This is a genomic window from Massilia sp. Root335 (assembly GCF_001425685.1).
In the GTDB taxonomy this organism is placed as follows: Bacteria; Pseudomonadota; Gammaproteobacteria; order Burkholderiales; family Burkholderiaceae_D; genus Telluria; species Telluria luteola.
The window spans coordinates 15,529-37,262 of record NZ_LMCY01000004.1; the positions used below are offsets into that span (position 1 = coordinate 15,529).

Genomic DNA, 21,734 nt, shown 5'->3' on the forward strand with positions numbered 1-21,734 from the left:
CTAGACTTTTACGAACCACCGTTTGCGCCACATGCCCCACGCGACCAGGAACATGCACGCATCGAACAGCACGGCATGCAGCAGCGACGTATTGACGGCACCGATGGGCATTGCTGCGATCGGCGCATACAGCGCCTGGCCCAGCGTGCGCAGGCTGCCGTCCGGCTGCGCGAATTTTACATAGCCCAGCATTTTCGCGATAAATCCGGAAAACGCAAAGATGAACAGTGCGTTCATGCCGTAGATGACGAACGGACGTGTCCAGCGCGCCGCAAACGTACGTACGCGCGCAGACGGACTGACGTCGAGCGGCCAGTAGAACGCGGCGAACGCGAGACACGCCAGGCCCGTCATCAACAGGCAGTACGACGGCGTCCACAGGCTTTTGTTGATCGGCATGAGGATGATATCGAGAAACATCCCAATCGCGACGCACGCGATGCCGGCCGCCACCAGTCCCGCGACCTGCCGACGGCGCTCCACGCCGGACGCGAGCCAGCGCCCGGCCAGCACACCGAACAGTTGGCTGCACAGCGCGGGCAAGGTCGAGACGAGGCCTTCCGGGTCCCACGTCTTCGATTGCACCCACAGATGTTTGCCCAACAGCGTGCGGTCGACCCACGCGCCGAAATCCTGCCCGGGGGCCAGGACGCCGGCGCCGATGCCCGGCACGGGCACATACAGCATCAGCACGCTGTACAGCGCCAGCAGGCCGGCGATGACGGCCAGCTGCAGCCGCCAGCCGCAATACACGACGATGGGCGCGGCCAGCAGGGTGCACAGCGCGATCCGCTGCAGCACACCAGGAATGCGCACTTTGTCGATATGAAAATATGGCATGAAGTTCAGCAGGAGGCCGATCAGGAAGATCAGCAGCGCGCGCTTCGCCAGCTTGGCGAGCAGCCGCGGCCGGTCGGCGCCGGCCGCGGCCAGGCGCCCCAGCGACAGGGCCATCGCCACGCCGCCGATGAACAGGAAGAACGGAAAGATGCAGTCGGTGAACGTCCAGCCGTTCCACGTCGCGTGTTCCAGCGGCCCGTACAGATGGTGCCAGTCGCCCGGATTATTCACCAGCACCATCGCGGCGATCGTGAAGCCGCGAAAGGCGTCGAGCGAAACAAGACGGCTGGAGGTAGCGGGCATGTGGTCTCTTTTTATTCGTTAGCGCTAACCGTCGCCCCCGCGCAGGCGGGGGCCCAATTTCTGCGCGTCGCTCATTTTTTCCCGAATTCCGGATCGATTCCAACCAGCGCCGCCATCGCGAACGCGGGGATGGTCGCGAGGCACGTCCAGACGAAGAAGTGTTGATAGCCGATCATCTCCTGCAGCTTGCCGCTCCACATGCCCGGCACCATCATGCCGAGCGCCATCAGGCCCGTGCAGATCGCGTAATGCGCCGTCTTGTACGGGCCGTCCGACACCATGATCATGTACATCATCATGGCCGTGAAGCCGAAGCCGTAGCCGAACTGCTCGATCGCGAGGAAGCCGGCAATGACGCCGAGATTCTGCGGTTGCACCGACGACAGATACACGAACACGAGGTCGGGCAAGTGCACGGCGACGACCATCAGCCACAGGCAGCGCTTCAATCCGAGGCGCGAGATCAGCCAGCCGCCGAACAGGCCGCCGATGGTCAGGGCGACGATGCCGATGGTGCCGTAGGCCGTGCCGTACTGCTCGGTCGTGAGGCCCAGGCCGCCCGCGCTGACGGGGTCTTTCAAGAACGGCGCGACGAGTTTCAGCAACTGCGCCTCGCCCAGGCGGAACGTCAAAATGAAACCGAGGATCAGCCAGATGTCGCGCTTGCGGAAGAAGCTGGCGAAGGTGGCGAAGAAGCTGGCCAGCGGATTGGTCCCCTCCGCGGCCTTGTGGTCGGCGTCCGGCCGCGGCAGCACGGCCTGGTGCCACGCGCAGAAGGCGAAGAACAGCCCGCACAGCACGAAGAACACGATGGCCCACGCCTGGTGCACGTCGCCCAGCGACCTGGCGAGGTGGCCGGCCAGGATCACGAGCGGCCCCTGCGCGGCCAGGGTCGCCAGCCGGTAAAAGGTCGAGCGCACGCCGACGAACGCGGCCTGCTGTTGCTGGCGCAGGCCCAGCATATAAAAGCCGTCGGCGGAAATGTCGTGCGTGGCGGAGGCGAACGCCATGATCCACATGACGCCCAGGCTGATCATGAAGAACGACGGCAAGTGCAATGTCGCGCCGACGGCGCCGAGCGCGGCGGCCAGCACCAGCTGCAGCGAGACCGTCCAGCCGCGCTTGGTGCCGAACAGGTCCACCACGGGCGACCACAGCGGCTTGATCACCCACGGCAGGTACAGCAGGCTCGTATAAAAGGCGATGTCGGTGTTGGACAGCCCCATGTCCTTGTACATGATGACGGACAGGCTGTTGGCGACGATGTAGGGAATGGCCTGGCCGAAATACAACGAGGGCACCCACAGCCACGGGTTCTTGGATTGCGTAGTCTGCATACTCTTTCGTCGTCGGGCCGGGCGGCGCTGCCGGAGGGCCCGCGCCGCGTCAGCCGGCCAGGGCGGCGCGCACGCTGCCGCGCGCGCTCTCCAGCAGGGCGCGCGCCTGCTCGACAGGGATGTTCTTGGACAAGGCCACGATCGCGACCTTGACGTGGAAGTCGCACTGCGCCAGCACCGCCTCGGCCGCGTCCTCGCCGGCGCCGGTCGCGAACGACGTCAGGCGGATGGCGCGGCGGACCAGCTTGGCGTTGGTCGCCTTCAAGTCTACCATCAGGTTGCCATAAACCTTGTTCAAACGCACCATCAGTGCGCTCGAAAACGTGTTCAACGCGATTTTTTGCGACGTGCCGGCCTTTAATCGCGTACTGCCGGAGATGGCTTCCGGGCCGGTGTCCAGCGTGATGCCGATCTCGGCCTCGCCCGCGACGGGCGCGCCCGGATTGTTGGCGAAGCCGATCGTCAGCGCCCCGGCCGCGCGCGCGGCGCGCAGGGCGCCCAGCACGTACGGCGTCGCGCCCGAGGCGGCGATGGCCAGCACGACGTCGTCCGGGCCCACGTTCACGCCCTCGACGTCGGCCGCGCCTTGCGCCACGTCGTCCTCGGCGCCCTCGACGGCGACGAACATCGCCGCCGTCCCGCCCGCCAGCAGCGCCACGGCGCGCTCGTGCGGCCAGGAAAACGTCGGATACAGCTCGACGCTGTCCAGCACACCCAGCCGGCCCGACGTCCCGGCGCCCACGTACACGAGCCGTCCGCCCTGCTTCATCCGCGGCAGCGCGGCGGTGACGGCCGCGGCGATGCGCGGCGCGGCGGCGCGGACGGCCTCAACGGCCTTGAACTGGTCGTCGACGAGCACGTTCACTAGCTCGGCGGTGGGATATTGATCGAGGGACGCGTGTTGTGGAGCGGGGGTTTCGGTGTTCAGCATCGCTGTGTGGGGTGCGGCCGGATGTGTGGACATGACCAGTGTAATACCGATGACGCCGGGTCTGTCATGAAAGGATCGGCCGTTGTCATTCCGAAAAGTTATGCGGGATTGACATCGATGCATTTGCCGGGCGCGGGCCGAGTCCGTATTCTCGACCGCATTGCCGTGACATGGAGACGACGATGAATCGAAGCAGACGCAATCTGCTGGGCGTGGCGTTGCTGGGCGCCACCGGGCCGCTGCTGGCCGCGCCGCCGCGCCGGCAGGCCGCCGCACTGGACGCGGAACTCGCCGCGATCGCCGCGGACCCGACCTGCGAGCTGGCGAGCCTGTCCGTGCTGGCGATCCGCGCGGGCGAGGTCAGCTACAGCTACCAGTCCGGCCGGCGCTTCATCGGTCACGACGGCTTGCCGGATAAACCGGTCGGGCCCGATACGCTGTTCCGGATCGCGTCCATTTCCAAGATGATGACGACGCTCGGCCTGCTGCGGTTATATGAAGACGGCAAGGTCAACCTCGACGCCGACGTCTCCGGCTATCTCGGTTTTACTTTGCGCAATCCGCATTTCCCCGACCGGGCCATCACGCTGCGCCACCTGCTCACGCACACGTCTTCGCTGCGCGACGAGGCCGGCTATTCCTGGGGAGCAGAGGTCGCGCTGAAGGACGTGCTCGTTCCCGGCGACGGCCGGACGTTCGCGGCGAACGCCGGCCCGGGCGCATATTTTACGTACTGCAACCTTGGCTGGGGCATCATCGGCACCGTGATGGAGAGAATCACGGGCGAACGCTTCGACCGCCTGATGCGGCGCCTGCTGATCGATCCGCTCGGCCTGCAGGCCGGCTACCTTTCGGCGGAACTGCCGCCCGCGGCACTGGACAACCTGGCCACGCTGTACCGCAAGCGCACCGTCGACACGGAAGTCTGGGACCCGGACGGCCCGTGGATCGCCCAGGCCGACGACTACAGCATCAAACCGCCGCCCGCCATCGACCGTTACGTGATCGGCACCAACGCCACACCGTTCAGCCCGACGGGCGGCCTGCGCATCGGCGCGCGCGACCTCGGGATCGTGATGCGCATGCTGATGGGCGGCGGCCCGCGCCTGTTGAAACCAGCGACCCTGGACCTGATGTTCAGCCGCCAGTGGACCTATGACGGCCGCAACGGCGACACGGCGGATGGCCTGTTCCATTGCTGGGGCCTCGGCAACGAGCAATTCCCGGACGCGCCGGGCACGCGCGTCGTCGATGGCGGCGGCTTCCCGGCCGTCGGGCACCTGGGCGATGCGTATGGGCTGATGTCCGTGTTCGTGTTCGATCCGGCACGTCGAAACGGCATGATCGTGCTGGTGGGCGGTACGTCGACGGATCCGTTCGAGCCCGCCAACAAAGGCAAATATTCGTCGCTGGCGCGGTTCCAGGAACGCATCCTGACGGCGCTGTACCGGGGCGTCATAACATGAACCCCGGTTATGCCCGCACGCTCTACATTCATTAGCCGAGCTCGGGGCCAGCCCCTAAGCTTCTTCGCATGTCAATGTTCAATAGCGTGCACGGATGCAACAAGTAATCGTCATCGGCGGCGGCGTAGTCGGGCTGACATCGGCCTGGTGGCTGCTCGAGGCCGGCTACCGGGTCACGCTGGTGGAACGTGCACCGGGCGTCGGCACCGGGACGAGCTACCGCAATGGCGGGCAGCTGAGCTATCGCTACGTGTCGCCCCTGGCGGACGCGGGCGTCCCATTGAAGGCGTTGAAATGGCTGTTCCAGGAACATGGCCCGTTGCGCGTCAAGCCGCAATTCGACGCCCACCAGTGGCGCTGGCTGGCCGCCTTCCTCGCCAACTGCCGGGCCGACCTGAATCGCAAGACAACGAATAAATTGCTGGAACTGGGCGAACTGTCGCGCCGCGCGATGGCCGCGCTGGAACCCGTCGTGCCGCTGGAGGCATTCGCATGGCGCGATGCGGGCAAGCTCATCGTCTACCGCACACGCGCTGCCTTCGATGCGGCCACCGCGAAGTCGGATGCGGGCGCGGTGTGGAACGCAGCTCAATGCGTCGCGCGCGAACCGGCGCTGGCCGCGATGGAGGATAAACTCGCGGGCGGCATCTACAACGGCGGCGAAGCCGTGGCCGACTGCTACGCCTTCTGCGTGGCGCTGGCCGAACGCCTCGCCGCGCATCCGCGCTTCGACGGTTTTATCCACGGCGAGGCGCAGCGCTTCATCACATCCGGCGGCAGGGTGACGGGCGTGCAAACGTCGGCCGGCATACTCGGCGCCGACGCCTACGTGCTGGCCGCCGGCATGCAGAGCCGCGCGCTGGGAGAAACGGCCGGCATCGCCCTGCCGATCTATCCGTTGAAAGGCTACAGCCTGACGGCGCCGATCCGCCAGGACGATGTCGCGCCCGAGATCAGCGTCACCGACTTCGAACGCAAGGTGTTATATGCGCGCATCGGCGACAAACTACGGGTGGCGGCGATGGTCGACATGGTCGGCGAAGACCTGAGCCTGAACCCGACGCGCCTGGACAGCCTGACGCGCCAGGTTCGTGAGACGATGCCGCGTGCTGCGGACTACACGCAGATCACGCCGTGGGCGGGCCTGCGGCCGGCGACGCCGAACAGCGCGCCGATCATCGGAGCGACGCCGTATTCCAATCTTTGGCTGAACGTGGGGCATGGGCCGCTTGGGTTCACGTTTGCGTGCGGGACGGCGAGCCTGCTGGCGGATCTGATGCGGGGGAAGGCGTTGCCGTTTGGGGTGGATGGGTTGACGCTGGGTTAGCCGATACGAATGCGCTATCCGTGGGTAGCATCCATAACACTGGCGATGAGCGAACAGCCGCATGCGGTTTTGTGCCCATGCAACGCCACGCTGCGCCCACCGACGCTTAATATTGGGCAGCCTTCGACGATCTCGTTGGTGCCGTGTCCCGGTAACGGGCATGTGACCTTATCGCCCATGCGTGCGATACCAATGCCACGCAGCGTATGGACCGGTGACGCAGTGATTACAGTACCGCCATGCGTCGTCTTATCTCCGAGCCGGACGATTGCGAGTGCCATTTTAGATGCCGATCGCCGAGCGCACGGAATGCCAGCCGCCTTCCACCGTCTGCATGCCGGTATCCACGGCTTGGCCAACACCTCTCGCAACTTCCGACGCGCCGTCGTATATCTGGCTGGCGACTTCGCCAGCCTTTTTCTGGGTTGCGTCGGCAGTAGCCCTCGCCCGCTTCTTGGCCATGTCAATCGACGTAACGACCATTTGTTCGCCCCTCTTGACCGTTGAAATCAGCACCTCTTTGCCGCTCTGATAAACCTCGACCGTGTACTTAATACCGGCGTGAACGGTGTCGACTACAAACTTTTCACCGACCCGATAAGTGTGCGTTGCGATCAGCTTGCCGTCCTCCCAGGTCTCGACGACGACACCCTCTGCACGGTGGTAAACCTTGATGACGCCGCGTTTGATAACGATGGCGACGTCATCCATCCAGTCCAGCCCGCGCGCTAATACGTTCCGAGACGATTCAGCCGTACCGCGCGCCGTGAAATAACTGAACGGTTCGAGGTCATGCAGAAACCCAGCCTTGGAATCGTGTACGTGGTGCTGTATAAAATGAAGCACTGAGTCCGACGCCGTCGCTTGCCAAGCGTCTAGCCGCCATTTCGCAGGAAGGACAAGGAAACCATTCAACGTTCTGCTTTCTACGTTCATCGCGCGCGGAGGAAGATCCAGTAGTTCTTTACTTCGAACTGTTTCGTCGAACCGTTCCGTCGACAGAAAAACTTCGGCTTCCCTGGCAATGCCCGGATGACCGAAAATCTTACCAGCGCCACTTCTGCCCTCCGCCTCAATAAGGTCGGGCGTTTTTATTTTGCGCCGAGTCATCGTACCCCAGGCAGCATATAGGGCCTTCATATGAGCGGTGACTGCTTGCTCGACGGTTTCGTGTGAGCCAATTGACTCCATATATTTCTTATAAGTGGCAAGGGTAGCGGAATTAATCTCAAAACGCTCTGTAAAAATTCTCTCAAATTTTTTTTCGATATTTTCATAGTCAAGAAGCCGGACTCCGCTTTTCACGGCTTCGCGCATCATGTCGCGCATAGGAATTCGCGCATAGCTGTTCGAAATCCCTTGACAGACGGGCTCATAGCCTCCGCCGACGTCGGAGTGCGCGCCGGGATAAACTGTTTCGACCCAATTCGGCATTAGCTTGCCATCTTTGCGAATAAGATCTACTGGAAACGAAAAGCGTAATTCATGAGCTGCAATATAATGTACACAGTGCTCTACCGAAGGCGAGACTACCAGGTCCTTCTCGTCGAACGGCATATCAACATTTTTTGCTGCCACCCCAAAAGATGCGACCGTATCGAACAATCCCATAAAATTAAAACGAATAGGAACACCATTATAACGAAGCACACCATCCGATCCGCGCGTAGTTTGCCTCACCATTTCGTTACTGAAAGCGCGAGCTAGCGCAGCGCCGCGCGAAAAACCAAAAATTGAAATATTAATAATGGTGATGAGACCGTGCGCCTCTAGAGCCTTGGCAAGTCCTTTGAGATTTGCAGGCTTTCCTTTCTCAATGTAGGGTGATAATGAAAGGTTCAATTTTGCAGCACTCCGGGATAGTACTGTCCGCAGACGTGCGTTAACTCTTACTTCACCATGATCCATCCTGCGGGTTCCGCCTGCGCCTGAACCAAGACCTAATACCACGCTGTCTTGGAGCGACATCAATTTCTGGTCCATCCAGTCTGTTGCCGTACCGTTAAAAGGTGTACCCACACCTGAAACGTAGATGGCATAGTTCGAAGCATCACTATCGACAAGATACTGCGCCGCGCGCCATAGACGGGCAGGATTACTCCAACTAAACAACGGTTCGTCAACGTCCTTGTTGTTTCCTGTGCCATCGAAAAACACGCTAATATTAATTACGTCAGAACATGTTTGTTTGGGGCTTGGCTTCGCCCCAATCATGTCGCGGTTGGAGCTTCGCGCCGCGGTCAATTTTTCGCTTTTTTCCATTCTATTTCCTAGTCGCCAGTATTTTCCGACCACGAACGGTTCGCTCCGGCATAGACTCGGAAAATGTAACCTCGACATTGTCATCTGGGTAGAGATGAAGCCCTACGTATTGAGTTCCTAGCGGAACCTGTTCGGGCAAAATCACTAGGGTGTTTCTGCTTTTCGCGATTTCGCCATTGCGAGGAGTGCCTTTTGGACCATCAAGCATCCAAGTTAACGTTTGGGCCCCGAAAGGAATGCGCACGCCTGTAATTAATCCAGTACCGCCATACTTATTCATGACTCCAAGGTCCGTGCCGTTGAATACTATATCGCCAATTGCCCGATCAATATATGAGAACATTTCCACGTCCAATACAGTATAGTTTTGCAATTTTTTATCTCCTTGACCGCATGCCGCCAATGGAATCAAAAGCCCTAAACCCAGCAGCCTGAATGCGCCTCTCCTACGAACCAGCACCGACTCAATCTCGCTAGTCACAGATTTTTCCTTCTGGTCGCTCATAAATATTCCTTTACGCTGCCTGCCCAATTTGGACGATGCGTACCCGTATATGTCGTAGCTGATTCGGAATCGCTCATATAGTGCTGTGCCAAGGTTGCCTAATCCGTTTATGGGAACTGTTCCATCGCAACATCAAAAATGATCGCGTCAGCCTTAATTTGTTCCAGCAGGGCTGGTGATGGCAGGAGCGTCTGAATCGCACCCCATAAATTAGCGCCGCGTAGGTATCGTTCAAAGTTCCGCGCATGCCGAATAGCTTAGTTTCGCGCACTGAGGAGGTGCTTTTCGATTGCCCTGCAGCTCTATGGACCGACATATCACGGTTTGAACTACACTCGACGGCCAATTTGTCACATTTTGTCATTTTATTCCCTCGATGCCTTTATATTTTTCCACGGGCACTTCGCTCGGGCATAGATTCCGAGAATGCAACCTCGGCAGTGTCATCCGGATAGAGATGCAATCCTAGATACCCAGTTCCCGCTGGAATCTGCTCGGGTGAAATTATCAATTTATTTTTAATTTTCATGTGCTCGCCATTTCGGGGAGTGCCTTTCGGCCCGCCTAAAACCCAAGTGAGCGTCTGGACCCCATAAGGGATGCGCACTCCCGTGATGGTCCCAGTGCCGCCATATCTATTCATGACTCCGAGGTCTGTTCCATTGAACATGATGTCGTGAATGGCCCGGTCAACATACGAAAACATCTCGACGTCTAGTACGATATAACTCCCCACTTTCTTCCCTCCTTGACCGCATGCCGCTAATGGCATTAAAAGTCCAAACCCAAGCAGTCCAAATGCGGCTCGCCTACGAGACAGGCGCCATTCAATATTGCCGGTAATAGTTTCTTCTTTCTGGTCGCTCATAAATATGCCTTTACGCTATCTAGACCAACTTGAACTCTGCGCGTCCATGCGTGTAATGACCGATTCGGAATCGTTCAGACGGTATTACGCCAGATTTGTCTATTCTGTTTGCGGAAACTGTTCCATCGCAATATCAAAACTGATCGCACCTACCTTGACCTGATCCAACAATGCGACAATGTTGGAATCCTTCTGGAGTTCATCGCCATAAATTAACGCCGCGCAGATATAGTTTAAAATATCGCGCATGCCGAACAATTTCAGTTTCCGCGCATCAAGGAGATGTTTTTCGATCGTCTTGTAGTGCTGCGACGCCGGAATATCCCAAAGCAGTTGCGGCTGGTTTTCCATCACCATTGACAACAGCTGATCAGGAACGCCGGCTTCAACCAACATGTCTACCTGCACCTGCGTAAGCTTGAGTGGCAAGCTGACCAAATCTGCCGCTGCAGCCTCGGCGTTATCCCTCGGCAGGATTTGTTGTGGATTGCCGTCGCGGTCCCAATACCACCACGCGGAGATTCCCTTCAGCAGACGCGAGCGCTGGCGCTCGCTTAGTACGGGCGCCGGGACGTGCAAGGTGAGATCACTTGCTTGCCCGGTCAAAGCCCCAAGAACGGCAGGATCCCAAAATGCGAAGACCATGTCCGTATCGTCGGGCAGAAGGATCTCGGTAAACGCGGACAGATGGTCCCATAGGGCATCGAAGGATAGCCGGCTGGCAAGCAACGTAAAAGTGGCTGGATGCTGGGTCCCGCCACGGAGGATGGTCGGCCAAATGCCGGCGTCGGCCGCAAGCGGCGAAAGCTCCAGCAAATGCGGCGCGTAATCTTCTATGTCGGAATCCAACGCTGCCGGCAGCAAGCATTTACTACGCACAGCGATATCGTGTTTTTCGAATTTTTCCAGCAACCTACTGTCCTGGGCCTTGTCGATGACCGCGTAACAAGTAAGGTCCGGGTTATCAAAAACGGTCGCCAAATTCGACTCAAAAGTAGCCACTTCCAATGGAGCGATCTTCATTGCTGCGCTCCTTTATTGACGAAGGCGCTGCGCTGCTTCGCACGTTTTTTCAGGCATTCCAGACAAATTTCTTTAGGAAGCGTTGGAAGTGGGTAAGCCATGGTCTTCGGGCCCGGCACGGAAAAATCGGAAGTGTGACTGATACGCTTGCCGCTCGTCATGTCGGTAATCCCTGAGCCATTGATCTTGATCGCAGAGCCGTCGGCGCCGATCACGATCTCTTTTTTTGCGAAGATTTCGATCCGGTCGGTGGTCGATAAAAGCCGCAACACCTTCTCCGCAATGATGTCGATGTCCCCACTTTGGGCTTGAATTTCGACTTTTCCTTTCCCAGCAAACAGCTTGATACCGGCGCTGTAGGCGAACAAGCTGATTTTTTCCTTAATGCTCGCTATCAGACTCTTGCCAACGGCCAAGTTGGTATCGGCGCCGGAGGACATCGTCACCTGATCGCTGCTGTGGATATGGGTGCTTTGGGGCGTACTCAGCCCGATGCCGGCGGGCGAGGCGATCAGCAGTATGGGATCGGTAAAACGGTTGGCCTGCTCTTGGTCTTGGTCCGTCCCGCTGTACTGCGCCTGGGTAGCATCGATGAATTTCTGGAGTGCTTCCTGTCCTGGCAGCGCCGCGGCATTGGACCTCTCGGCGACTTCCGACAGGTTTTTAGTGAGCTCCTGCGCCTCCTTGAGCTGGTCGCGCGCCTCGCGGACGTCCAGCTGCGTACCTTTCGGCCCAGGGCGGCCGTAGGTACCGATGTACAGTCCCTTTTGTGTCGTAATAGCGCCGTAGGCATCCGAATTGAGCGCAAAACCGGAACCGTAAAAGCCCGAACGGTTGTTTCCGTGTTGGCCAATCAGATAACCAAGACTGAGCTGTGCGTTGGTATGACTACTGAACAGTTGTACCCGGTTTTGCTCGGAGGTGTCATCCATCACAAGCTGATTAAATCCGGCGCCTTTGTATTCTTTTGACTTGTAGCCGGACAGGCGGCCGTTGCTATGCCAATGCGGTGCCTGCTCTCCGTTGTAAATGCGCCCCGTAATGATCGGACGGTCAGGGTCTCCGTCAAGGAAGGTGATAATCACTTCCTGGCCAATGCGGGGAACATGGACTGCGCCCCACCCTTCGCCCGCATTTGGATAGCTGACACGTACCCAGCAAGACGCCTTTTCGTTGCCGGAATTGAGCCGGTCCCAGTGAAAGCGCACCTTCACCCGGTTCAAGTGATCGGTATAGATTTCCTCACTAGCAGGTCCCACCACGATCGCAGTCTGCGCATGCATGGACGGCTTGGCGTGGGTGAACGGGCTGCGGTATTCCACGATGCGGCGCTGCACTTCGAAACGGTTGAAACAGTGTCCGGTGCGGCTATTCTCTACAGTCGAGTCCGCGCTATCGAGGCCGGCCAGTCCGGCTTCTGCTGAAAATTTGAGCAGCCGACCTTTCAGGCTGCCCGAAAACTCCTTCTGCGTCCTTGACAGTGGCAGGTTATTTTCGATGGACCATTCAACATTTAAAACCACGAACTCGCGGGCTTCATCGACGACCTCATTATGGTCCGGATGGTTGATGAGCGTGAACCAACTGCCCACTGGCAAATAACGCACGCCCGACGTACCGAAAAACCGTTTGGCGCGAGACTCCCACTCCTCCACACGTACGCGCGACTGTTCGGTGCTATGTGTAAGACCCGAGTTTGTGTAGGCACCGGTATATTCGTAGACCTCCAGCTGCGACGGAATACGGCCGTGGTCTGGAAAAATCTGCATGCCGTTCTCGTTAATGTTGCGCGGCGCTTTGTAGTCGAACGTCTTCGTTGAAAGCTGGCTGTTCAACAGTCTGCGTGCAGCACCCCATTGGACAATCTTATTGATCTCGTCGGTGATGCCAGCGCGATGGAACGCGATCTCGACGGGCTGGAGCGGCATCAGACTGCGCACGGAATCCGTGATGATCCACTCGTGGCCGCGGCCGTCCGGCTCCTGCCGGATATATCCGTACCAGCCTTCGCTCTCCATCATGCGCATGACGAAGTGCCAGTCGGTTTCATATTGTGTGCAATAAGAACGGGACCGCACCGGCCGGTTCAGTTCGAATCTAAATCGGCCTCGGCATTGAGGATGGCCGTCCAGAACGGCGGCGATGATTTGCTCGGCATTTTTATCCTGCCAGATGCGCGCGTCTTTGCGAAACTTGAGGAAGTGGAGGCAGCTCGCAAACCCGATCTGATACGCCGTCAGCTCCCCGTCACTGCCTAGCTTTTTGGCCGTGTGTACATATCCATGAACCGGTAGATAGCCGGCATCAGTCTGTAGTATCCAAAGCGTGACTTCCCCGGCGATCAACTGCTTGAGTTCGATATCGTCGTCGAGCGACAGCAGGTCGACAGTGTAGTCAGATCCTTCGCTGATGCGGTCGAACCCATGAGCCCGTCGCGGCAACAAGGTATCGGGTCCGAGCGGAGTGTCGAGCTTCAGCAGCCGCTTTTCCTGACCGATTTTTCCAAACAATCTGCCCACAACTTGCGTCGATTCACCCATCTGATCCGACTCCTGTTCAACTCAATGCATCGACATATCGTCGACAAGGATGCCTTGCAAAAAGTTCAGAACTCATCGGAAATACGTGCCGCGCAGTAACGATGAGCCGTGCAAATGTAAATCCATTGCCTCGGCAACATCTTGACGTAGCTCTTATTCGCGGCCCAGCTGCAACTGTGGAAATCCCTGCTAGCTCTGCAGGGCGTGTACGACTTTAGCGGCTATCCACCTGCACCCCACACTCCTCCAGCCGCACTCGCGTCTTGCTGTGCTCGTCAACAGTGACCGTGATATCGACAAAGCTGCCCGGCTTCATGCTGTCACACGGCACGCGCAAGTGGTATTGGCCCGGCTTGACATCCACCGGCTGGCCGCGTCGTGCGATGGCGTCGGCCAAATCTCCCGCCTGCACGCGCTCGAAAAAGCGCGGCTGCGCGTGCTCGGGCGGGTCTTTCTCGACCGTGACTTCGGCCGCTACGGCCGTGACTGCCGCGTTCAACAGCGCGGCGACGAGGACAATCCTGCGGCACGTGGTCATGGCGAGCTCCTTCAGTAATCGATATATTGCATTTTATATAATAAATAACCGGTTTGTGCCATTCTTGCATCAGTTTCCGGCGCAAGAACACGGAATAGTTGTAGAACAGCCATCCCTAGCACGACGATACAAAAATTTTCTCCGCCCATTTAATGGGCAGTTCATTTATTTTCGGCAAAAGATCTGCACAGATGCATTAATTGTCACGCATCTTCCGCTATCCCGCATTGCAGTCCCGCTCACCCTGGCGCTGGAAATGGCGGATAATTGCCGCCATGTCTACTCCTGCGAAGCCTCTTCCCTGTCCTTGCGGCGGCCCGTCGATCATGCGCTGCTGCGGCCCCTTCATCGCCGGCGCGGAACTGCCGCCGACGGCCGAAGTACTGATGCGATCCCGCTACACGGCGTTCGTGATGCGGGACGAGGCTTACCTGCGCGCCACGTGGCATTCGAGCACGCGGCCGACGGAACCGATCATCGACCAAAATCAAAAGGTTCAGTGGCTCGGACTTGAGATAAAATCTGCTTTACGTTTACGTCAACGTAAAGCAGACCTGCCGGACAATCCCAACGAGGACACCGTCGAATTCGTCGCCCGCTTCCGCGTCCACGGCCGCGCCCACCGGTTGCATGAAGTCAGCCGCTTCGTGCGCGAGCCGGACCCGGCCGTGGGCGGCAAGATGCGATGGTTCTATGTGGACGGCAGCTTCCCTGAATAAAACCGCGCCACAAGCCGCGACCAGCAGGAGACAGGATCCGATGCCCCAGATCGACACGAAACTCAACCCGCGCAGCGAAGACTTCAAAGCCAACGCCGCCGCCATGCAAACCCTCGTCGACGACCTGCGCGCCAAGGTGGCGCAGGTCGCCAAAGGTGGTGGCGAGGCCGCGTGCGCGAAGCACGTCGCGCGCGGAAAACTGCTGCCGCGCGAGCGCGTGCAGATGCTGCTCGATCCGGGCACCCCATTCCTCGAGTTTTCCCAGATGGCCGCGTACGCGATGTATGACGACGCGGCGCCGGCCGCCGGCATCATCACGGGCATCGGCCGCGTGGCGGGCCAGGAGTGCGTGATCGTCTGTAACGACGCCACCGTCAAAGGCGGCACGTATTACCCGATCACGGTGAAAAAACACCTGCGCGCGCAGGAGATCGCCGAGCAGAACAACCTCCCTTGCCTCTACCTCGTCGACTCGGGTGGCGCCAATCTGCCGAACCAGGACGACGTGTTCCCCGACCGCGACCATTTTGGACGCATCTTTTATAACCAGGCGAATTTGTCGAGCAAGGGCATCCCGCAGATCGCCGTCGTGATGGGCTCCTGCACCGCGGGCGGCGCGTACGTGCCGGCGATGAGCGACGAATCCATCATCGTCAAGGAACAGGGCACGATCTTCCTGGGCGGCCCGCCGCTCGTGAAGGCGGCGACGGGCGAAGTCGTCACGGCGGAAGATCTGGGCGGCGGCGACGTGCACACGCGATTGTCCGGCGTCGCGGACCACCTCGCGCAGGACGACACGCACGCGCTGGCGCTGGCGCGCACGATCGTGTCGAACCTGAACCGCACCAAGCCGCAACAGGGCGCGTTGCGCGAATCGCAAGAACCGAAATATGCAGCCGAAGAGCTGTACGGCGTCATCCCGGTCGATACCCGCAAGCCGTTCGACGTGCGCGAAGTCATCGCCCGCATCGTCGACGGCAGCGTCTTCGACGAATTCAAGGCCAGGTACGGCACGACGCTCGTCTGCGGCTTCGCCCACATCTACGGCATGAAGGTCGGGATCATCGCCAACAACGGCATCCTGTTCTCGGAATCGGCACTGAAGGGCACGCACTTCATCGAGCTGTGCTGCCAACGCAAGATCCCGCTCGTCTTCCTGCAGAACATCACCGGCTTCATGGTCGGCCGCAAGTACGAGAACGAGGGCATCGCCCGCAACGGCGCCAAGATGGTCACCGCCGTCGCGACGGCAGCGGTCCCGAAATTCACGGTGATCATCGGCGGCAGCTTCGGCGCCGGCAACTACGGCATGTGCGGCCGCGCGTTTTCCCCGCGCTTCCTGTGGATGTGGCCAAATGCGCGCATCTCCGTGATGGGCGGCGACCAGGCGGCATCGGTGCTGGCGACCGTCAAGCGCGACGGCATCGAAGCCCGCGGCGGCCAGTGGAGCGCGGACGAAGAAGCCGCCTTTAAACAGCCGATCAAGGACCAGTACGAACACCAGGGCCACCCGTACTACGCCACCGCGCGCCTGTGGGACGACGGCGTCATCGATCCGGCCGACACGCGCATGGTGCTGGGCCTGGGACTCTCGGCCGCGCTGAACGCGCCGATCGAGGACACGAAGTTCGGCGTGTTCCGCATGTGAGGAGAATGAATATGGACTATCAGACTCTCACCGTCACGATCACGGACCGCATCGGCCAGGTCACGCTCGACCGCCCGGACGTGCGCAACGCGTTCAACGAACAAAGCATCGCCGAACTGGCCCTCGCCTTCGACGAGCTGGGACGCAACGAACTCGTACGCGCCATCGTGCTGGCCGCGAACGGCCCCGCGTTCTGCGCCGGCGCGGACCTGAACTGGATGAAAAAGATGGCGGGTTATTCGGACAGCGAAAACCGCGCCGACGCCATGCGCCTCGCCGACATGCTGCGCACGATTTATGTCTGCCCGAAGCCCGTCGTGGCGAAGGTGCAGGGCGATTGCTACGCCGGCGGCATGGGCCTCGTGGCCGCGTGCGACGTCGTCGTGGCCGTCGACACGGCGAACTTCTGCCTGTCCGAAGTGAAGCTGGGCCTGATCCCCGCGACGATCTCGCCGTATGTGATCAAGGCGATGGGAGAACAGGCCGCGCGCCGCTACTTCATTACCGCCGAACGCTTCGATGCGAACGAAGCCCGGCGCATCGGCTTCGTGCACGAGACCGTGCCGGCGGAAGAACTGGACACGCAGGTCGCGGCCATCGTGCAGGCGCTGGCCAACAACAGCCCGAACGCGGTGCGCGAAGCAAAACAACTCGTGCGCGAGATCGTCGGCCAGAGCGTGACCGAAGCGCTGCTGGAAGACACGGCGAATCGCATCGCCGGCATCCGCGCATCGCTCGAAGGACGCGAAGGGGTCGCGTCCTTCCTCGAAAAACGCCGGCCTTCGTGGCTGGAATAGCACGACCCGATAGGAATCGACATTGAAGCAGACCACCTCCAACGACTGGATCGCGCGCAGCCTGCGCAGCGTCTGGCATCCATGCACGCAAATGCAGCACCACGAAGAGGTGCCGCTGATCGCCGTCAGCCACGCCAAGGGGCCGTGGTTGTACGACCATGAAGGCCGGCGCTACCTGGACGGCATCAGTTCGTGGTGGGTGAATCTGTTCGGCCACGCCAACCCGCGCATCAACGCGGCATTGAAGGACCAGCTGGACAAGCTCGAACACGCGATGCTCGCCGGTTTTACGCATGAACCGGTGATCGAGTTGTCCGAGCAGCTCGCCGCCCTGACAGGCCAGCAGCTGGGCCATGCGTTCTATGCATCCGACGGCGCATCGGCCGTCGAGATCGCGCTGAAAATGAGTTTCCATTACTGGCGCAACGCCGGCTTCGCGGACAAGCAGGAATTCGTCTGCCTGCAGGGTTCCTACCACGGCGAGACCGTCGGCGCCCTGGGCGTCACCGACGTCGCGCTGTTCAAGGATGCCTACGGCCCGCTGCTGCGCGCCGCGCGCACCGTCACGTCGCCGGATGCGCGCAACGCCGTCGACGGCGAGTCCGCGCAGGACGTCGCGCTGCGCGCCGCGCAAGATGTCGAGACGCTGTTCGCGGAACGGGGCGACAAGATCGCCGCCATCATCGTCGAGCCGCTGGTGCAGTGCGCGACGGGCATGGCGATGCACGACCCGCTGTACCTGCAGCGCCTGCGCGAGCTGTGCGACAAGTACCACGTGCACCTGATCGCCGACGAGATCGCGGTCGGGTGCGGGCGCACCGGGACGTTCTTCGCCTGCGAGCAGGCTGCCATCTGGCCCGACTTCATGTGCCTGTCGAAGGGCATCAGCGGCGGCTACCTGCCGCTGTCGCTGGTGCTCACCACCGACAAGGTCTACGAGGCGTTCTACAGCGAAGACATCACGCGCGGCTTCCTGCACTCGCACTCGTACACGGGCAATGCGCTGGCCTGCCGCGCGGCGCTCGCCACCTTGCAGATCTTCCGGGAAGACGATGTGCTGAACAAGAATCGCGAGACCGCCACGCGCCTGATGACGGAACTGGCCCCGCTGCTGGACCACCGGCGCGTGACGAACTTCCGCCAGCGCGGCATGATCCTCGCGTTCGACGCGGTCGAACCGGATGCTGCGCGCGCGTCGACGTTCGCACGGCGCTTCTTTACCAGCGCGGTGGAAAACGAACTGCTGCTGCGCCCCATCGGCCGCACGGTGTACCTGATGCCGCCGTACGTGCTGGACGAGGAAGAACTCGTGGGCCTGGCCGCACGCACGCGCAAGGTGTTCGAGACGGTGATCGCGGAGTGAACATGGATTTGATCGACAAGGTCCGCGCCCAGCTGGACGAACTGGAAAGCCGCAGCCTGACCCGGCAGCGGCGCACGGCGGACACGCCCTGCGCGCCGCGCCAGGTCGTCGACGGCCGCGACCTGCTCGCGTTCTGCAGCAACGACTACCTGGGCCTGGCGGCGCATCCGCGCGTCGTGGAAGCGCTGCGGGAAGGCGCCGCGTTGTATGGCGCCGGCAGCGGCGCGTCGCACCTCGTGTCGGGCCACAGCCGCGCCCACGCGCAGCTGGAAGAGAGACTCGCCGCGTTCGAAGCGCCGCATCTCGAATCCGCCCGCGCGCTGTATTTCTGCACCGGCTACATGGCGAACCTCGCCGTGCTGACGGGGCTGGGCAGCGCACCGGATGCGATGATCTTTTCGGAAGCGCTGAACCACGCATCCCTGATCGACGGCGCCCGCCTCGCGCGCGCGGGCGTGACCGTGTACCCGCACGGGGACGTGGCCGCGCTGGACGCGCAGCTGGCCGCGAGCGCCGCGCCGGTAAAAATCGTCGCCACGGACAGCGTGTTCAGCATGGACGGCGACCTCGCCCCGCTGCCCGCCCTGCTCGCGCTGTGCGAACGGCATGGCGCCTGGCTCGTGGTCGACGATGCGCACGGCTTCGGCGTGCTGGGACAACGGGGACGCGGCGCGCTCGAACATTTCGGTCTGCGCTCACCGAACCTGGTCTACATCGGCACGCTGGGCAAGGCGGCCGGCGTGGGCGGCGCATTCATCGCCGCGCACGAGGACGTGATCGAACTGATGATCCAGCGCGCGCGGCCCTACATCTACACGACGGCCGCCGCGCCCGCGCTCGCGCATGCGCTGCTGGCGAGCGTGGACATCATCGAAAGCGACGAGGGCGAGCAGCGCCGCGCCCATCTGCGCGCGCTGATCGCGCAACTGGACGACGGCCTGCGCCTGGAGCGCTGGCAGCGCCCGGCGTCGACGACGGCGATCCAGCCCATCATCATCGGCGCCAACGACGAGGCGATGGCGGCGGCGGCGCGCCTGCACGGGCAGGGCCTGTGGGTGCCGGCGATCCGGCCGCCGACCGTGGCGGTGGGCACGGCGCGCCTGCGCGTGACCTTGTCCGCCGCGCATACCGAACAAGACGTCGCGCAGCTGACGGCTGCGCTCAACCAGCTCGAAAGGACGTGGGCATGAGCCTGAACGATCCCGAACAACCCGGCGACGCATCCATCGGCACGGCGATACCCGCACCGGCCGTGCATGCTGCTCCCGTCGCCGTCCCCGCACCGCTCGCCGCGGAAGGCGTACCGACCCGCTTCGCCTGCTTCGTGACGGGCACGGACACCGAGATCGGCAAGACACTGATCTCCAGCGCCATCCTCCATAAACTCGTGCGGCAGGGCGTGCGCGCCTGCGGCATGAAGCCCATCGCGGCCGGCGCCGAGGAACGCGACGGCGAGCTGCACAACGACGACGCGGCGATGCTGCGCGCGGCCGGCAACGTGCAGCTGCCACAGCGGATCACGACGCCGTACATGCTGCGCGAACCGTGCGCTCCGCACATCGCGGCCGCGCTGGAAGGCGTGACCATCGAACCGGTGCCGATCCTGACGGCGTATGCCGAGATCCTCGGCGCCTCCGACGCGACCGTCGTCGAAGGCGTGGGCGGTTTCTGCGTACCGTTCTCCGACGATTTCGACAGCGCCGATCTCGCCGTACAATTCGGCCTGCCCGTCGTCCTCGTCGTCGGCATGCGCCTGGGCTGCATCAATCACGCACTGCTCACTGCGGAGGCCGTCGTCGCGCGCGGCCTCGTGCTGGCGGGCTGGGTCGCCAACCAGGTCGACCCGGACATGCGCTTCGCCGACGAAAACGTCGCGGAGCTCGAACGCCGCCTGCCCGCGCCGCTGCTCGGCCGCGTGCCCCGTCTGGCCGAACCGTCGGCCGCCGTTGCCGCCGCCCACATCGACCTCGCTGGCCTGCCGGGATGGCCGGCCGTGAAGAATTAAAGCGAAAACACGCCTCACCAAAACAAGGAATCCGAAATGACCCAAGTCGTCACCCTTCACCCGCCGGTCACGCCGGCCTCCCTGCCGCAAGACGCCACGTGGCCGCTGGCCGACGTGCTGGCGCTGTTCGAGCTGCCGCTGCCGGAACTGATGTTCCGCGCACAGCAGGCGCAGCGCGCCAACTTCCCCGACGGCGACGTCGAACTCGCGACCCTCCTGTCGATCAAGACCGGCGGCTGCGAGGAAGACTGCGGCTACTGCCCGCAGGCGGCGCGCTACGACACGGGCGTCGAGGCCAAGAAAATCCTCGACCTCGACACGGTGCTGGACGCCGCGCGCGAAGCGAAGGCCAAGGGCGCGACGCGCTTCTGCATGGGCGCCGCCTGGCGCAGCCCGAAAGAGCGCGACATGGAAAAAGTGGAAGCCATGGTGCGCGGCGTGAAGGCGCTGGGCATGGAAACGTGCGCCACCCTCGGCATGCTGGAAGAAGGCCAGGCCGAGCAACTGAAGCAGGCGGGCCTGGACTACTACAACCACAACATCGACACCTCGCCCGATTTCTACGGCGACGTGATCTCCACGCGCGAATACCGCGACCGCCTGGACACGCTGGGCCGCGTGCGCACGGCCGGCCTGAAAATCTGCTGCGGCGGCATCGTCGGCATGGGCGAGACGCGGGCGCAGCGCGCGGGCCTGATCGCCCAGCTGGCGAACATGAATCCGTATCCGGAATCGGTGCCCATCAACCATCTCGTGCAGGTCGAGGGCACGCCGATGCACGGCCTGCCGCCGCTGGACCCGATCGAATTCGTGCGCACGATCGCCGTCGCCCGCATCACGATGCCTAAGGCACGCGTGCGCCTGTCGGCCGGCCGCCGCGAGCTGGGCGAGGCCGTGCAGGCGATGTGCTTCATGGCCGGCGCCAACTCGATCTTCTACGGCGACAAGCTGCTCACCACCGACAACCCGGAAGCGGACGACGACCGCAAGCTGCTGGAAAAGCTGGGTCTGAAAACCCGCTCGGCCATGCTGGAGTCGGTGCAGAAGGAAAGCTGCGGCTGCTGAGATAAACGGACCGCATACGTCACGCGTGGGCACGTTTCATTTGAGGCCCCCGGCCTCAAATGCCCACCCTACGCCGCTCAACCAACATCGTCACCGCACAACAACGTCGCCCCCGCGAAGGCGGGGGCCCAAGTAAAGAGCAGCCGACCAGCCAGCAAAATTGGATCCCCGCCTCCGCGGGGACGACGGATTGAAGC

At 61.6% G+C, this 21,734-nt stretch carries 19 protein-coding genes; 9 read left to right on the top strand and 10 right to left on the bottom strand.

Annotation, left to right across the window (positions count from 1 at the left end):
- The 3 genes from ASC93_RS03325 to murQ form a co-directional block, all read right to left on the bottom strand.
- Positions 1-1,143 (bottom strand): acyltransferase family protein, encoded by a 1,143-nt coding sequence (locus ASC93_RS03325; RefSeq protein WP_056437013.1) that lies wholly within the window; start codon positions 1,141-1,143, stop codon positions 1-3.
- A 71-nt stretch (positions 1,144-1,214) separates the two neighbouring features.
- Positions 1,215-2,480, bottom strand: a complete 1,266-nt coding sequence (locus ASC93_RS03330; protein WP_056437017.1) for an MFS transporter — start codon at positions 2,478-2,480, stop codon at positions 1,215-1,217.
- A 49-nt stretch (positions 2,481-2,529) separates the two neighbouring features.
- On the bottom strand, positions 2,530-3,411 hold the full coding sequence (murQ, locus tag ASC93_RS03335; protein ID WP_056437019.1) for an N-acetylmuramic acid 6-phosphate etherase: 882 nt from the start codon (positions 3,409-3,411) through the stop codon (positions 2,530-2,532).
- Positions 3,412-3,593: 182 nt separating this feature from the next.
- Between murQ and ASC93_RS03340 the strand changes: the two genes are divergently transcribed.
- Complete coding sequence (locus ASC93_RS03340; RefSeq protein WP_056437544.1) at positions 3,594-4,877, top strand: serine hydrolase; 1,284 nt, start codon at positions 3,594-3,596, stop codon at positions 4,875-4,877.
- Positions 4,878-4,971: 94 nt separating this feature from the next.
- Positions 4,972-6,204 (top strand): D-amino acid dehydrogenase, encoded by a 1,233-nt coding sequence (locus ASC93_RS03345; protein ID WP_056437022.1) that lies wholly within the window; start codon positions 4,972-4,974, stop codon positions 6,202-6,204.
- A gap of 14 nt (positions 6,205-6,218) precedes the next feature.
- On the opposite strand, the gene ASC93_RS29415 is transcribed toward ASC93_RS03345, so the two are convergent.
- The 7 genes from ASC93_RS29415 to ASC93_RS03365 form a co-directional block, all read right to left on the bottom strand.
- Positions 6,219-6,485 carry a PAAR domain-containing protein gene (locus ASC93_RS29415; protein ID WP_082547742.1) on the bottom strand — a complete coding sequence of 89 codons (267 nt, stop codon included), beginning with the start codon at positions 6,483-6,485 and terminating at the stop codon, positions 6,219-6,221.
- A 1-nt stretch (position 6,486) separates the two neighbouring features.
- Positions 6,487-8,466, bottom strand: a complete 1,980-nt coding sequence (locus ASC93_RS29420; protein WP_162251787.1) for a DUF2235 domain-containing protein — start codon at positions 8,464-8,466, stop codon at positions 6,487-6,489.
- 1 nt (position 8,467) lies between these two features.
- Positions 8,468-8,971 (bottom strand): hypothetical protein, encoded by a 504-nt coding sequence (locus ASC93_RS30330; protein ID WP_157201731.1) that lies wholly within the window; start codon positions 8,969-8,971, stop codon positions 8,468-8,470.
- Between the two features lie 382 nt (positions 8,972-9,353).
- Positions 9,354-9,839, bottom strand: a complete 486-nt coding sequence (locus ASC93_RS30335) for a hypothetical protein (RefSeq protein WP_157201732.1) — start codon at positions 9,837-9,839, stop codon at positions 9,354-9,356.
- A gap of 99 nt (positions 9,840-9,938) precedes the next feature.
- Positions 9,939-10,862 (bottom strand): DUF4123 domain-containing protein, encoded by a 924-nt coding sequence (locus ASC93_RS03355; protein ID WP_056437029.1) that lies wholly within the window; start codon positions 10,860-10,862, stop codon positions 9,939-9,941.
- Positions 10,859-13,402, bottom strand: coding sequence for a type VI secretion system Vgr family protein (locus ASC93_RS03360; RefSeq protein ID WP_056437033.1), 2,544 nt, complete (start codon positions 13,400-13,402; stop codon positions 10,859-10,861). Before ASC93_RS03360 ends, ASC93_RS03355 begins: the two co-directional genes overlap by 4 nt.
- Before the next feature lie 214 nt (positions 13,403-13,616).
- Positions 13,617-13,940: a hypothetical protein gene (locus tag ASC93_RS03365; protein WP_056437035.1), complete on the bottom strand. Its 324-nt coding sequence runs from the start codon at positions 13,938-13,940 to the stop codon at positions 13,617-13,619.
- 275 nt (positions 13,941-14,215) lie between these two features.
- Here ASC93_RS03365 and ASC93_RS03370 point away from each other — a divergent pair, with 275 nt between their 5' ends.
- The 7 genes from ASC93_RS03370 to bioB are packed head-to-tail and all read left to right on the top strand — an operon-like array spanning position 14,216 to position 21,537.
- Complete coding sequence (locus ASC93_RS03370; protein ID WP_056437039.1) at positions 14,216-14,659, top strand: YchJ family protein; 444 nt, start codon at positions 14,216-14,218, stop codon at positions 14,657-14,659.
- A gap of 40 nt (positions 14,660-14,699) precedes the next feature.
- Entirely contained in the window at positions 14,700-16,307 is a 1,608-nt protein-coding gene (locus tag ASC93_RS03375; RefSeq protein ID WP_056437043.1) for a carboxyl transferase domain-containing protein, read from the top strand.
- A gap of 11 nt (positions 16,308-16,318) precedes the next feature.
- Positions 16,319-17,104: an enoyl-CoA hydratase/isomerase family protein gene (locus ASC93_RS03380; RefSeq protein ID WP_157201733.1), complete on the top strand. Its 786-nt coding sequence runs from the start codon at positions 16,319-16,321 to the stop codon at positions 17,102-17,104.
- A gap of 22 nt (positions 17,105-17,126) precedes the next feature.
- Entirely contained in the window at positions 17,127-18,467 is a 1,341-nt protein-coding gene (gene bioA, locus ASC93_RS03385) for an adenosylmethionine--8-amino-7-oxononanoate transaminase (protein ID WP_056437058.1), read from the top strand.
- Positions 18,468-18,469: 2 nt separating this feature from the next.
- Positions 18,470-19,657: an 8-amino-7-oxononanoate synthase gene (gene bioF / locus ASC93_RS03390; protein ID WP_056437066.1), complete on the top strand. Its 1,188-nt coding sequence runs from the start codon at positions 18,470-18,472 to the stop codon at positions 19,655-19,657.
- Complete coding sequence (bioD, locus tag ASC93_RS03395) at positions 19,654-20,472, top strand: dethiobiotin synthase (protein ID WP_056437070.1); 819 nt, start codon at positions 19,654-19,656, stop codon at positions 20,470-20,472. Before bioF ends, bioD begins: the two co-directional genes overlap by 4 nt.
- A gap of 36 nt (positions 20,473-20,508) precedes the next feature.
- Positions 20,509-21,537, top strand: coding sequence for a biotin synthase BioB (bioB, locus tag ASC93_RS03400; RefSeq protein ID WP_056437071.1), 1,029 nt, complete (start codon positions 20,509-20,511; stop codon positions 21,535-21,537).
- Positions 21,538-21,734 lie beyond the last annotated feature (197 nt).

What these genes read in the sequence shown, in the direction of transcription:
- ASC93_RS03380 (WP_157201733.1), top strand. Translation starts at nt 16,319, where the DNA reads ATGGACTATCAGACTCTCACCGTCACGATCACGGACCGCATCGGCCAG.
- ASC93_RS03375 (WP_056437043.1), top strand. Translation starts at nt 14,700, where the DNA reads ATGCCCCAGATCGACACGAAACTCAACCCGCGCAGCGAAGACTTCAAA.
- ASC93_RS03360 (WP_056437033.1), bottom strand. Translation starts at nt 13,402, where the DNA reads ATGGGTGAATCGACGCAAGTTGTGGGCAGATTGTTTGGAAAAATCGGT.
- ASC93_RS03365 (WP_056437035.1), bottom strand. Translation starts at nt 13,940, where the DNA reads ATGACCACGTGCCGCAGGATTGTCCTCGTCGCCGCGCTGTTGAACGCG.
- ASC93_RS03355 (WP_056437029.1), bottom strand. Translation starts at nt 10,862, where the DNA reads ATGAAGATCGCTCCATTGGAAGTGGCTACTTTTGAGTCGAATTTGGCG.
- ASC93_RS03345 (WP_056437022.1), top strand. Translation starts at nt 4,972, where the DNA reads ATGCAACAAGTAATCGTCATCGGCGGCGGCGTAGTCGGGCTGACATCG.
- ASC93_RS03340 (WP_056437544.1), top strand. Translation starts at nt 3,594, where the DNA reads ATGAATCGAAGCAGACGCAATCTGCTGGGCGTGGCGTTGCTGGGCGCC.
- ASC93_RS29420 (WP_162251787.1), bottom strand. Translation starts at nt 8,466, where the DNA reads ATGGAAAAAAGCGAAAAATTGACCGCGGCGCGAAGCTCCAACCGCGAC.
- ASC93_RS03325 (WP_056437013.1), bottom strand. Translation starts at nt 1,143, where the DNA reads ATGCCCGCTACCTCCAGCCGTCTTGTTTCGCTCGACGCCTTTCGCGGC.
- ASC93_RS30335 (WP_157201732.1), bottom strand. Translation starts at nt 9,839, where the DNA reads ATGAGCGACCAGAAAGAAGAAACTATTACCGGCAATATTGAATGGCGC.
- murQ (WP_056437019.1), bottom strand. Translation starts at nt 3,411, where the DNA reads ATGCTGAACACCGAAACCCCCGCTCCACAACACGCGTCCCTCGATCAA.
- ASC93_RS29415 (WP_082547742.1), bottom strand. Translation starts at nt 6,485, where the DNA reads ATGGCACTCGCAATCGTCCGGCTCGGAGATAAGACGACGCATGGCGGT.
- ASC93_RS03370 (WP_056437039.1), top strand. Translation starts at nt 14,216, where the DNA reads ATGTCTACTCCTGCGAAGCCTCTTCCCTGTCCTTGCGGCGGCCCGTCG.
- bioD (WP_056437070.1), top strand. Translation starts at nt 19,654, where the DNA reads ATGAGCCTGAACGATCCCGAACAACCCGGCGACGCATCCATCGGCACG.
- bioF (WP_056437066.1), top strand. Translation starts at nt 18,470, where the DNA reads ATGGATTTGATCGACAAGGTCCGCGCCCAGCTGGACGAACTGGAAAGC.
- ASC93_RS30330 (WP_157201731.1), bottom strand. Translation starts at nt 8,971, where the DNA reads ATGAGCGACCAGAAGGAAAAATCTGTGACTAGCGAGATTGAGTCGGTG.
- bioB (WP_056437071.1), top strand. Translation starts at nt 20,509, where the DNA reads ATGACCCAAGTCGTCACCCTTCACCCGCCGGTCACGCCGGCCTCCCTG.
- ASC93_RS03330 (WP_056437017.1), bottom strand. Translation starts at nt 2,480, where the DNA reads ATGCAGACTACGCAATCCAAGAACCCGTGGCTGTGGGTGCCCTCGTTG.